This window comes from Pedobacter sp. 05L430 (genome assembly GCF_056397585.1).
Map to the genome: position 1 here is coordinate 144,645 of NZ_JBFTNT010000004.1, position 13,446 is coordinate 158,090.

Here is a 13,446-nt window from a genome sequence, read left to right on the forward strand (position 1 = left end):
AACGAATTATCGAAGGTAAAAGTTTGAGGTGTTAATAATGTTATCCAGTTGTAAAAATACCTCAGGCAGAGAAGTTTCGGCAGCCTATTTAGGGCTGCCGTTTGCCAATGCTCTCTCAGCTCTTTTTATTGCCAGGCGTTCTCTCCACTTAGCGTAAGGAGCTTTAAATGCCATTTTTAAAATACTGTCAACACCTCCTTTAATAGCAAGGTTAAATACACTCTGGGCCTTTCTTGTAATTGACGCATCCCACGCTCTTAGGCTTAACGAAAAAGAGCCGTCAAGATATTTCATCCAATGCCACATACCGGTAGGCATAAACAGGGTATCACCGTGTTCAAGAAAAACTTCATAACCTTCAACCCCCTTAAGTGCTGGGAATTTCTCAAAATCAGGATTGGCTACGTCATAATCTTCTAATGCGTAGGTTGCATTAGGGATACAGTACAAGCGCTTCTTCCATTTATTATCAAAAAGGATAATGTGCTTTCTTCCACCGAAGTGGGTATGGAAAAGGTGAGGTAAATCTATATCGTAATGTAAAAAGGTAACCGAGTTCGATCCTCCAAAAAACATAGCGGGCATGCTTTCAATAAAGCCTCCCATTAAATCTTTAGGAATAACAATATCATTTACCAGGTTAGGAACATGTTTAAACAGATTAAAGAAAAAGATCCTCAGTTCTGTTGGTTTAGATTTAATAAGATCAAGATAATCCCCAAATCTCATCTCTGCTACAGATGCATTAATCGGTTTCGACGGATCAGCCTTAGAATTGTCCATCAAGCTAACTTTCAGATCTCCTCCTATTTCTTTTAAATAGTCGGTCGTCCATTTTTCTCTTGCCGGCCATGTTTTAGTCAGTCCTTTAATGATCAAAGGGCGTCTGGCATCTAAATAATTTTTTTTAAAATCAGCGGGGCTGATGCTCTCAACGGTATCTACCGGCTTTAAAATAAAACTCATAAGTTTTAATGATAAGATACGTGTTAACGGCGAAATGCCTGTTTACCGACCTTATTTAAAACAAACTTAGATAAAAAAATCCTTCTCTTCATAAGGTCATTCTTAATTTATTTCATAGCTACTATTTCAAATAAATTAAGATTAGATCATTATTAACAGGGTTGCTGACTGACGAGCGCTCTGTTTGCTCGTTTGATAGCCAGTTTCTCTTTCCAGGTCATGTACTTTTCTTTGAAATTAGCTTTCATAAAATCATCAAACTTACGCTGAAGGGTAAGATTATATAAACTTTTTACTTTTACCGCTAATGATTTATCCCAGGCCCTTAGGCTAATAGAAAAAGACCCATCAAGATATTTCATCCAATGCCAGTAACCCGTAGGCATAAATAAAGTGTCGCCATGCTCCAGAAATGCTTCAACTCCTTTAACACCTTGCAGTGCCGGAAATTTATTAAAGTCTGGCTTTTCAACATCATAATCCTCTAATGCATAAGTAGCATATGGAATTTGATAAAGGCGCTCTTTCCATTTGTTTTCAAAAAGGATCACATGTTTGCGACCGTTAAAATGGGTATGAAAAATATGAGCAAGGTCTATATCATAATGCAAAAAAGTAACGGAACCTTTTCCACCAAAAAACATGTTTGGGTAGCTGTCCAGGAAACCGCCCATCAATTCTTTCGGTGCACGATAGTCATCCAGTAGTTTAGGTGCTTGTTTAATGGGGTCAAACAAAAAAATGCGGAGGTCGGTAGGTGTGTTTCTAATTAATTCTACATAATCTGCGAACTTCATTTCAGCTGCTGAAGCATTAATCGGTTTTGAAGGATCAGCTTTAGAGCTGTCATATAAGGGAACAGTTCTATCGCCGACAACAGATTTCATGTAGTCTAAATTCCACTTGTCGTATGCAGGCCATGTCTTCGACATGTTTTTTATAATGAGCGGTTTGCGGGCGTTCAAGTAGTTCTTTTCGAATTCCTCTTTGGAAATATCATTAACGATATCGATTGGTGATAAGTCAAACTTCATGTTAATTCAATATTAAGATAAAGCAAAATTATAGAAAAACGATAGTGAAGGGAATTGCAGATATCAAAAATTGAAAATCCCTGACAAAACAAAAAAGCCGATGCTTTTTAATTACATCGGCCATATTGATCACCACCCGAAAGTCTTACTTCAATGAAATTTTCAACGCTTATAAGTATATATACGTTCAAATCTTAATGACGGATTTCTCTATTCATAATAAGTTATATGCTGATTAATCTTTTTGACGTTTTAATTGTCATACCAACATAATCCAACAAAACAACTATGAAAACAGCCATTAAGATCCCCTTCTCTTTTGTATTTGTTTTGTTTTTTATTACCCTATGCTCTTTTTTTCAAAAGGAATCAGTTACTGTAAAATTGAAATTCCCTTACAAGCAAGCAGGACTAAGTGAGCGACAGGCAGCCGAACACATGCTAAGCAGATTTACTTACGGCCCCAAGGCTGGAGACGTAGATCGTGTTCTGAAAATAGGTTTAGAGAAATGGTTTATACAACAGCTGGAAGGCAGCTTACAAGATGAAGAGCTGGATAAAATGTTGGCCCAATTTGATGATATCAATTTAAGTAATACTGATGTAGAAAATAAATATCCCAGATCTGCAAGAGTATTGCGTATGGCCATTAAAGATGGAGCTATAGATAAAGATTCGGTAAATAAAGGAAATCAGGCAGCGTATAAAAAGCAGATTAAAGAGTATATGGAAATGAATGGACTAAAGCCCCAACAAGAGCTATATCGTCAGTTTATTAACCAGAAAATTTTAAGAGCTGCTTATACGAATAATCAATTACGGGAGTTACTTACCGATTTCTGGTTCAATCACTTTAATGTCTCTTTGACCAAAAACCAATGCGCTTCTTTTGTTCCTGCTTTTGAACGGGATGTGATCAGACCCAATGTAACTGGTAAGTTTAACGATTTGCTGCTGGCTACGGCTAAGTCTCCTGCAATGCTTATCTATTTAGATAATTTTAGTAGCAGCGGGCAACCTGCAGCTGTCAGAAATGATTCTGTACAAACAAAAGGTGGCAATAAGAATAGGAAAGCACAGGTTAAAAAGAAACAAGGGGGATTAAACGAAAATTATGCCCGTGAGGTAATGGAATTACATACACTTGGTGTGGATGGGGGGTATGACCAGAACGATGTAACGCAGGCGGCAAGGGTATTAACGGGCTGGACTATCGCTCCAATGGGCGAAGATGGATATGGTGCAGGAATGAAAAAGCTGATGGATAATGTTGGGGAAACTAATCTTGAAAAAAGAGGGTTTGTGCATCAGGGAGATTTCTTATTTGTGCCCACCTGGCATGATAATGGAGAGAAAACMGTGCTTGGCAAACGATTCTCTGCCAATGGTGGGTATGAGGAAGGTGTAACTTTACTAACCATGCTTGCCCATCATCCTTCTACGGCAAAATTCATTTCAAAAAAGATTGCAACAAGATTTGTAAGCGATCAACCGTCTCCACGGCTTATAGATAGAATGGCAAAAACATTTATTAAAACAGACGGAGATATAAAACAGGTAATGATCACCATGGTTTCTTCTCCCGAATTCTGGAAGGTTGATGCTTTAAGGGAAAAAACAAAGTCGCCTTTTGAACTTGCCATTAGCGCAGTACGGAGTTTAGATGCTCAAATTACACAACCATATCAGTTGTTTAGCTGGATCAACAAAATGGGACAAAAGATGTACTATTATCAGGCTCCAACAGGATTCCCAGATAGGGGTCAATATTGGATTAATACCGGAGCATTATTAAACCGAATGAATTTTGGTTTGGCACTTGCTTCTCAGCGCATCCCAGGAATAAAGGTTGACCTGGCGGCTTTAAACAATAATCATGAACCCGAGAGTGCTGAGGCAGCTTTAACAACATACAGCAAGATCATTATGCCCGAACGTAATCTTGACGCTACCATAAAGAGATTGAAACCTATGCTTAAGGATCCCGATTTAAATAAAAAAGTAGAAATAGCTGCTGAGAAAAACACGCCCGTAGCATCGAATATTGACAACACCGAAGTTATGGGAGGCGTTAAAAAGGGTAGAATAACTAAAAAAGAAGATGTGAAGAATTCAGAATTGGCTCAGGTAGTAGGTGTAATTCTTGGTTCTCCTGAATTCCAACGTAAATAGATTTAAATAAAAAACTATCATGACATCAAGAAGGGGATTTTTAAAAGCAGGAGGACTTGCCTTATTTGGAATAGGGATGGGTGGAGTACCAGGTTTTCTGGCCGATGCTGTTGCCGGGATAAAGCAACCAGGCCTTTTTGAAAGAAGGAAAATACTAGTTTGCATTTTTCAGCGGGGAGCTATGGATGGACTTATGGCGGTAACTCCTTTTACAGACGAATATTTAAGGACTGCGAGACCGTCTCTGTTTATGTCAGCTGCTAAAACTTCTGCAAATAAACCCTTGATAGATTTGGATGGCCGTTTTGGGTTACACCCTTCAATGGGCTCCTTTGAACAGGTATTTAGAGAAAAAAGAATGGGAATAGTACACGGAATAGGTTCTCCAAATAATACACGCTCTCATTTCGACGCACAGGATTATATGGAATCAGGTACGCCTTTTCAAAAAGGTACTGAAAGTGGGTGGCTAAACAGAGCCGTTGGCTTGCTTGGGCACGACGGAGTAACGCCCCTCAGAGGAGTGAGCTTAACTTCATCCTTACCAAGATCTTTTTATGGTGATAATCCCGCGGTAGCCATTAGCAACCTGCAAGATTTTAACATTCAAATGAGGGGTAATGTTAATGGAGCCAACATGGCTGCTAAAAGCTTTGAAGATCTTTACGATCAAACTTCCTCTGGTCTATTAAAAGAAACCGGGAAAGAGAGTTTTGAAGCCATAAAAATGCTTCAAAAAACAGATGTGAAAAATTATAAACCCACCAATGGAGTTATCTATCCTAATTCAGCCTTAGGAAATTCTTTGAAGCAGATTGCACAGCTAATCAAAATGAATGTAGGGATGGAAGTGGCATTTGCTGAATCGGGAGGATGGGATACTCACTTTAATCAGGGAAGAGAAACCGGAATTTTTGCAAGAAATGTAAATGATCTCAGTGAAAGTATTATGGCCTTTTGGACAGACATAGATACGCTGCAAGATGACGTAACGGTTATGACCATGACTGAGTTTGGCCGAACAGTAAAACAAAACGGAACCGGAGGGACAGATCATGGCAGGGCTTCCTGCAACTTTATTCTTGGAAATGGAGTAAAGGGAGGATTAGTACATGGTATAGTGAATCCTCTTGCAATTGAAAACCTTGAAGATGGAAGAGACCTTGCAGTTACTACAGATTTTAGAGCTGTGTTTAGTGAGGTTGCCGATAAGCATTTAAGAATTAATAATGATAAGGTGCTGTTCCCAGACTGGAGTGGCTCAAAAATAGGAGTGATGAGTTAATAAGGGTGTCCAAAACTTGATTTAAACACCCTTATAGGCCTTACGGCAGTTTTTTAAAATCAATTTCAGGATGTTCTTTTCCAGATGATTTTCTTTGTAAAGGAGTTTTTATTGGAGTGAAATCATTAAAAAAGCCACAATTCTTTAAAAAGAATGACGAATCTTCTGTTCCTCCTGCATAATCCTTCCTGTAATTCTCTCTTGCAGTGGCATCAGCTGTAAATGTTGCTGCGGTAACTTCATGCCAATTACCTTCAGAATCAATGGCCCATTGATTTTTATATTTTGCTTTGCGGGATTGATCGCCTGTTGATGGAGAGAAGTTTTCTAAGAAGGAATGGAGTCCTTTTAAATACTCTCCGGACTTTGGACGTTCAAAGCTGGCTACAAGTTGCCAGTTTCCTTTTTCCAAATCCTTAAAATAGGCGGTATATATCGTCGTTTTTTTGTCTTTATTAGGTTGTGCTCTTATTAAAAAAGCATAACTTTTTCCAGCTTTCCATGGATAAAACATATAGCTCTGACCGCCAGAACCCTCATTGCCGAATTCGCCTGTTTTTGTTGTGCTTCCTTTTTTAAGCAATACAACCTTCATGCTGTCTGGAATGGATTTAGGATCGTCAGTGGAGAATGGGCTCCAAATAGAAAATAAAACCCTACGCTCAGTTGGTGAATTTACCTGCATCCCGAAGTATCCTCCGCTAAAGCCATTCGACATAAAGTACGTACCTAATTTATCTTCACCTACCGGAACCTGAATTTCATTGTAAAACCATTCCGTATTGTTTTCTGCTTCAGCAGGGATTTTGTAACCCAAATGTACAGATGGGCCTCTGTGACCCCAATAAAAGTAATTGCCTTCATCGTTTTTAACGTAAGCAGCACCTTTTAAAAGCTCTTCGCTGCCACTTACAATTAAATCAGATACCTCTGCAAAAAAACCTCCTGTTTTAGAAAGTCCTTTTAGCTCTATCTTCACATATCCAGGCTGTTTAATGGTAATGCTTCCTATTTTAACTATAGCAGAGCCCAGATTACCTACTTCTTTCACAAGAGTCGTGCCCTCGGCAGTGAGACTTATTTTACTTTTCCCCTCCGGGACACTTAGTTTTAAAGAAATCTCTGCTTCTCCGGAAGATTCTGTTCTAAAATAGATGGTAATTACATCGCTAGCGGCAGACCAATTGGTTATACCTTCCTTTTTAATGCTGGCTGTCGAGTTTTCGTTTACCCATCCATTCCCGCCAAGCGGTATGGTAATGGTTTCAGGTTCTGCGCTATTTTGGGCTTTTGCTAGGCAAACTGTGCTAAGTAAAAACTGAAATGCAAGCAGAAACAGGGTGGTTCTTTTCATGTTCATTTATGTGTGGTTTGTGTTATAAATTAAATGTATGAAAACCATAATTAAAATGTTGAACTAAATTTAAGTCAAACGTTTGCGCTAATGTTTTAACCAAAATATAATTAGGTTCGAGGGTGGATAATACAATCTAAGAATACAAATGAGAACTTTTTTAACAACCCTATCTCTATTATTGGCTACCTCGGCTGTAATTGGACAGCAATTGCCGTCTGAACTGCAAACCCCCGAAGTAGTCTCAGTTAATAGAATGCCAATGCGAGCATCAGCTTTTGCTTTTGAAAACAAAAATCTGGCTTCTAAGAGAGAGAAAGAAAAATCCGATTACTTTTTAACCTTAAATGGCCAATGGAAATTTAATTGGGTACAGGACCCGCATAAGCGTCCGGATGATTTTTTTAAAACAGATTTCGACGATAGCAAATGGGATAATTTTAAAGTGCCTGCCAATTGGGAAACCAATGGATATGGCTTGCCTATCTATGTAAATCAGCCATACGAATTTGCCGGCCGTAAAAATACCGGCGCTAAAATGAATCCTCCTTTTGATATTCCAGTAGATAATAACCCGGTAGGGTCTTATCGTAAAAAATTTAGTCTGCCTCAAAATTGGGATGGCCGCCAGGTATTTATTCATCTCGGGGCTGTAAAATCCGCGTTTTATATATGGGTAAATGGTAAAAAAGTAGGCTATAGCGAAGACAGTAAACTTGCAGCAGAATTTGATATTACCAGGTATATAAAGCCCGGAGAAAACCTGGTTGCTTTGCAAGTGTACCRCTGGAGTGATGGAAGTTATTTGGAGTGCCAGGATATGTGGCGTATTTCGGGAATTGAGCGAGATGTTTATCTGTATGCTACACCAAAATTAGATGTAAGAGATTTTAAAGCAATTGCAACACTGGATAAATCATATAAAAATGGGGTTCTTTCATTTACTGCCGAAATAGACAATTACAGAATAGACAATAAAACCATGCACAGCAAGCCTGATAGCTTCGCTATAGAATTAGACTTGGTAGATTCYAAAGGTAAATCTGTTTACAAAGATGAAACAAAAGGGGTTAAAACAGCTCTTGGAAATTTTAAAAGTACGGTTAGCTTTAATACACAGGTAGAAAATGTTGCAGCATGGACTGCAGAAACACCAAATCTGTATACACTATTCATCACACTTAAAGATAAAAAAGGAGAAGTGCTGGAGGTTATTCCTCAGCGCATCGGTTTCCGCACTGTAGAACTGGTAAATAATAACTTTCTGGTAAATGGTAGGCGGGTATTCTTTAAAGGTGTTAATCGTCATGAGCATAATGCAACCCAAGGGCATACACTTACCCGTGCCGATATGAGAAAAGATATGGAGATGATGAAAAAGCTGAATGTAAACTCAGTTAGGCATTCTCATTATCCTCCTGATCCATATTGGATGGAGTTATGTGATGAATACGGTCTTTATGTTGTTGACGAAGCGAATATAGAATCTCATGGTCGCTATTACGATCTGGCATATACACTGGGTAATGATAAACAATGGAGAGCTCCTCATTTGGAGCGTATTAAAAGAATGTATGAACGCGATAAAAATCATTCGTCGGTAATCACATGGTCGCTTGGAAACGAAGCGGGAAATGGGGTTAATTTTTATGAGGGTTACGACTGGTTAAAGTCAAATGACATCAGGCCGGTACAATACGAACGCGCAGAAGAAGATTACAATACAGATATGATTGTGCCTCAGTATCCAGATCCGAATTGGCTTAAGGAATATGCTAACAGCAAACCAGACAGACCCCTTATTATGAGTGAATTTGCGCACATTATGGGCAACAGTTTGGGTAACTTTAAAGAATATTGGGACGTTATAGAAAGCCAGCCTAATTTACAGGGAGGCTTTATTTGGGAGTGGATAGATCAGGCAATTGATACGGTTAAAAATGGTAAACGCATTAATGCATATGGTGGAGATTTTCCATTAAGCGGTCCCGTTAATCAGGATTTTAGTGATAATGATTTTTGTGTAAAAGGTGTTGTTACCAATTACAGAGGAATGACACCAATGGCTGTTGAGGTAAAAAAGGTATATCAGTATATTAAAACAGCTTATAACGGGTCAAATAATATCAGCATCAATAATTCTTATTTCTTTAAAAACCTTGATAACGTTGGGCTGGCATGGGAACTTCTGGAAAATGGTAAGGCTATAGAGAAAGGTAATATAAGTGCTTTAAATATTGATCCAAGAACAGAAAAGGAGATCAGCTTACCAATTAAAACCAAGGTTAAGGAAGGAGCAGAATACTTTTTAAATATTTATTATAACCTTAAAAAGGAAGAACCGTTTTTACCGGCGGGATATAACATCGCAGCAGAACAATTTGCATGGAACGGTACAGCCCAACCTGTTAAAATAGCAACTGCTAATGGCAAGCTATTGATAGAAAAAGAATCAGGTAAAGCTATTGTAAAAGGCAAAGACTTTTCTGTAGCTTTTGATATGGCAGCGGGTACTATGAGCAGCTATAGTATTAAAGGGGTTCAAATGCTTGCCGAAGGACCAATCCCGGCATTCTGGCGTGCACCTACAGATAATGATATAGGTGCAGGTTTTAACAGTAGCTTAAGGAAGTGGCGCAATGCTTATACAGAAGGTAAACTAAGTATGGCGGATCTTAAACAAGATGGGGCGGGTGATGTGACTGTAACATTTACAAAAGAACTGGTAAATGGTGATGCTTCTGTAACGCAGACATTTACAGTAAGGGCAGATGGAGTGGTTAAAGTAGACAACAAGTTTACAGCCATTAAAGGAAAGTATCCGCTAATGCAGCGTATCGGTAATGATCTGCAATTAAGCAAAGAGTTTAGTAAAATAAATTTCTATGGCCGCGGCCCTGGAGAAACCTATTGGGATCGTAAAACAGGGTCCTCTATTGGCCTGTATAGTCAAACTGTTGATGAGCAGTATTTCCCATATGCGCGTCCACAGGAAAGCGGTAATAAAACAGATGTACGCTGGGTGAATTTTACAGATAAAAAAGGAAAAGGGTTAAGCTTTGGTATGGCCGATAGCTTATTGAGCTTCTCAGCACTTCCATATTCATTGGATGATCTTGACCCGGAAGAAGAGAAACAGCAGTATCATTCAGGCGAACTTGTTAAGCGCGATAAAATTTACATGCACATGGATTTGATCCAAAGTGGTGTACAAGGAATCGATAGCTGGGGTTCTATGCCTTTACAGGAATACAGAGTTCCTTTTGTAAAACATGAATATTCTTACTGGATAAACCCAATAAAATAACCAGAAAAAGGGAGCGTAAATTTACGCTCCCTTTTTTAGCTTCTATTCCCTTTGTTCTGATTTTGAAATGATTGCGCAAACGTTTGCAATTTTTATCATCTTGCAGATTGCTGGTGAAGTGTTAGGTAACTTTCGCAGTTCTAAGGTATTTAGAGAATCTTAAAGGGAACAATCTTTTAAACAAAACTCCCTTCACTTCTTTACCCCCAATGTACACTTCCTCCTTATTTAGTTTTACTGCCTGAACGATCTTCCTGGCACAATCTTCCGCTAACATACCATTTTCCTGTGCAGCATCCATGGTGCCCTGCGGTGTACCATTTGCCGTTAATGCATTAAGCGTAACATTCGTTTTAATAAAACCAGGACAGATAATTGTAATGTTTATCTTTTTGTCATACACTTCAGACCGAAGTGAATCAAAGTATCCATGCAATGCGTGTTTCGATGCTGAATAAGCAGAGCGCATCTTTGTGCCAAACTTTCCAACCAGGCTGCTTATGCAAACAATATTACCACCTCCATTTGCAATCATATTAAGCAGCACTGCTTTGCTTAGGATGGTTGTTCCCCAAAAGTTAACATTCATTAAACGTTGTTCAGTTTCGAGGTCGGTTTCCAGAGCCAATCCACGCTGACTAATTCCACCGCTATTGATCAGAATGTCGATATGACCATAAATACGAATAGCCTCTTCGGCTTTTCCGCTTAAGGTGGCTGTATTTTCAAGATCTAAGGACAATACATGAATGTTTACCGGATTCTTGCAGTTCGTTTTAACCCGAAATAACTCATCACGATTGCGTGAGGATATGATCAATCTTGCGCCTGCTTTATTATATTCATAAACCAAAGCTTCGCCAATTCCAGAGGATGCGCCGGTAATCCAAACAACTTTACTATTCATTACTTAATATTTAAGGTGATCATCTTCTGTTATAAACAATTCAGATGCGATATGATCTGCAAACAATTTCCCATCTAACGTTAAAACAAGCTGGTCACTCTGATTTTCTAACCACTTCTTTTCTATAAAAGGCTTTATATTTTTAATAGTGTCCGTTAAGAACACCTTGCCAAAATCAGACTCAATTTTAGTTAAACTTGTACCCCACATTGTCCTTAATGAGGTCATAATATATTCATTAAACCTATCGTAAAGACTAAGCTCTTCAATCGTTTCGGCGAGTTTTCCAGCTTGCAATTCGCTTAAGTAAGCTGTATTATTTGCGATATTAAGATATCGTGTTTTACCGCTAAAACCATGAGCAGATGGGCCTATCCCCAAATAAGGAATCCCGCGCCAGTAATTGGTGTTATGAACGGCGTACTTGTCTGGTTTGCTGAAGTTCGAAATCTCATAATGCTCAAAACCACCTTCTTTTAGTTTGTCAATAAGTGTAATAAATTGAGAAGCACTCTGTTCATCATTAACAGGCGTTTGTTTGCCTTTTTTTATTGCACTTGCAAGTGCAGTGCGTGGCTCAACAGTTAATGAATATGCCGAAATATGTGGTGTTTGGAATTCAATAGCTTTATTAATATTGCTTAGCCATTTGTTGTCTGTTAGTAAAGGATAGCCATAAATAAGGTCGATGCTCAGGTTTTCAAATCCTGCATCCTGACTGCGTTTTATGCAGGTTTCAGCTTCGCCTGCATTATGGGCCCTGTTCATCCATATCAGATCCTCATCAAAAAAAGATTGTATTCCTATGCTAAATCTATTAACGGGTAACTGCCTTAATTCGCTGATCTTTTTTGCATCAAGATCATCAGGGTTAGTCTCAATAGTGATCTCAGCATCCGATGAAACAGAGAAATGTTTAGTTATGGTATTAAATATTTTTTCAAAACCTTTTGATGGAAGTACTGATGGTGTTCCACCCCCAAAATAAATAGTACCGACCTGATCTGTTATCCTGGATTTTTTTCGAATAATTTCCTCGCATATGGCATCAGTCATCTCATCAATGTATTTTAAAGAGGTACTGAAATGAAAGTCGCAATAACTACAGGCTTTCTTACAAAAAGGAATATGGATATAAATGCCGGACATCTGGCAAAAATAAGGTATAAAAATGACTTGTGTACAATAGAGAGATTAATCTGGCACGATCAGCGAAGGTAATTACTAATTAGTTTACGACGTTCAAAAGAACTTATAATCTCGTTTTCCAGTGGAGTATGTGAGATCATAGTATTACCATCCCATTTCTCACTGTTGTATGGAATGTTCTTCATCAACCCCACATCGTCGGTCTTTGGTGTGATAGTCATGTATTTCTCTTTCGAAAGCGTATCATCATAATCGTACATTAAGATCTTTGCATCATAAAACAATTTCTTAGCCGTCACAAAACCAAATGCAGCTTTGCTGGTGAATTTAATATCAGCAAAATCAAGAACAGTAGCACCATCTGCAGTCTTTTTAAAGTTCACTATAGTATTTACTTCTGTGTCTTTTAATTTTAGTGGACCACTCAGGTCAAATGAAAAGTTAACGATCTTCCCGTCAAGTTTCAATACGTCGTAATTTTCAGTATCAATGAATATCTTTCCAACGAACATATTATCTGTCTTGTTAGTTTTAGGCGTGCACATAATCACAGCAATTTCATGCATATTACTTCCTGTTATATATTGGCTGATACGGCAATCATATAGAGAATCCGGTCTTTTCGTTACTGGTTTTCGTACCACATTACTTGGTAAATATCCCGTAGACATAAAGCTAAAGAAGCTAAAGTTTGTAAAGCTGATCATACTTTTCTCCAGATTAGCATACCTTGTTTGTAACGGTTGCCAGCCAGTCATGGCAAAACTCTGCCATTGGCCGTTAAATATAGCTTCCTGCATGCCGGTGTAGGTATCACCCTCCTTAGTGAACTGTCTGATGTATCCTTTGCCGTAATACTTCCTGGTAGCATGGGCATACACCTTTTCAAATGCTTTCCTGATCAGCTGGACTGCATTGTCTCTGCCAACCAACACCGTGTCAAGGCTGATGGATGCAGGACTAAGCACTATCGATAACTGTTGCGTGGGATCTGTCACCGTAATTTTTTGTGTTTGATAACCAACGTAAGATATGTTTAATGTAACAGGAAGGGCATCTGCATAAATCTCAAAACCGCCTTCATCATTACTTATGGTAGCATTTTGAGCCTGTTCATTGTAAATGCTTGCATTGGGCAAGGGCTGTTTATTAGTTGAATCTGCAACAGTTCCATGCAGTTTAATGCCTTGATTTGCCTGGGCAAAAAGTGCTGGCGTACAAAAAATAAAACTAAGGCAATAAAGAATAAGAATCTGATAAAATCGCATAGAG

Annotated in this window: 9 protein-coding genes; 3 read left to right on the forward strand and 6 right to left on the reverse strand. The window is 38.5% G+C overall.

The window, feature by feature from the left end; translation table 11 throughout:
• Positions 1-84: 84 nt before the first annotated feature.
• Entirely contained in the window at positions 85-966 is an 882-nt protein-coding gene (locus AC1DG9_RS02495) for a cupin-like domain-containing protein (RefSeq protein WP_172661698.1), read from the reverse strand.
• A 152-nt stretch (positions 967-1,118) separates the two neighbouring features.
• Positions 1,119-2,000 carry a cupin-like domain-containing protein gene (locus tag AC1DG9_RS02500; protein WP_288883608.1) on the reverse strand — a complete coding sequence of 294 codons (882 nt, stop codon included), beginning with the start codon at positions 1,998-2,000 and terminating at the stop codon, positions 1,119-1,121.
• A gap of 288 nt (positions 2,001-2,288) precedes the next feature.
• On the opposite strand from AC1DG9_RS02500, the gene AC1DG9_RS02505 reads away from it, so the two are divergent.
• Together AC1DG9_RS02505 and AC1DG9_RS02510 are read left to right on the forward strand one after the other, a co-directional pair.
• Entirely contained in the window at positions 2,289-4,172 is a 1,884-nt protein-coding gene (locus tag AC1DG9_RS02505; RefSeq protein ID WP_288883606.1) for a DUF1800 domain-containing protein, read from the forward strand.
• Positions 4,173-4,191: 19 nt separating this feature from the next.
• A complete protein-coding gene (locus AC1DG9_RS02510; RefSeq protein WP_288883605.1) occupies positions 4,192-5,457 on the forward strand; it encodes a DUF1501 domain-containing protein in 1,266 nt (421 codons plus the stop codon).
• Between the two features lie 40 nt (positions 5,458-5,497).
• Here the strand turns inward: AC1DG9_RS02510 and AC1DG9_RS02515 are convergent, their stop codons facing one another.
• Positions 5,498-6,811, reverse strand: coding sequence for a DUF3472 domain-containing protein (locus tag AC1DG9_RS02515; protein ID WP_288883604.1), 1,314 nt, complete (start codon positions 6,809-6,811; stop codon positions 5,498-5,500).
• A 148-nt stretch (positions 6,812-6,959) separates the two neighbouring features.
• On the opposite strand from AC1DG9_RS02515, the gene lacZ reads away from it, so the two are divergent.
• Positions 6,960-10,118, forward strand: coding sequence for a beta-galactosidase, LacZ type (gene lacZ, locus AC1DG9_RS02520; RefSeq protein ID WP_477634269.1), 3,159 nt, complete (start codon positions 6,960-6,962; stop codon positions 10,116-10,118).
• Between the two features lie 121 nt (positions 10,119-10,239).
• Here the strand turns inward: lacZ and AC1DG9_RS02525 are convergent, their stop codons facing one another.
• From AC1DG9_RS02525 to AC1DG9_RS02535, 3 genes are read right to left on the reverse strand one after another with little or no spacing between them, the layout of a single operon-like run.
• Positions 10,240-11,025 carry an SDR family oxidoreductase gene (locus AC1DG9_RS02525; RefSeq protein ID WP_172661692.1) on the reverse strand — a complete coding sequence of 262 codons (786 nt, stop codon included), beginning with the start codon at positions 11,023-11,025 and terminating at the stop codon, positions 10,240-10,242.
• A gap of 3 nt (positions 11,026-11,028) precedes the next feature.
• Entirely contained in the window at positions 11,029-12,174 is a 1,146-nt protein-coding gene (gene hemW, locus AC1DG9_RS02530; RefSeq protein WP_288883901.1) for a radical SAM family heme chaperone HemW, read from the reverse strand.
• A 59-nt stretch (positions 12,175-12,233) separates the two neighbouring features.
• Positions 12,234-13,442, reverse strand: coding sequence for a carboxypeptidase-like regulatory domain-containing protein (locus AC1DG9_RS02535; protein ID WP_288883900.1), 1,209 nt, complete (start codon positions 13,440-13,442; stop codon positions 12,234-12,236).
• Positions 13,443-13,446 lie beyond the last annotated feature (4 nt).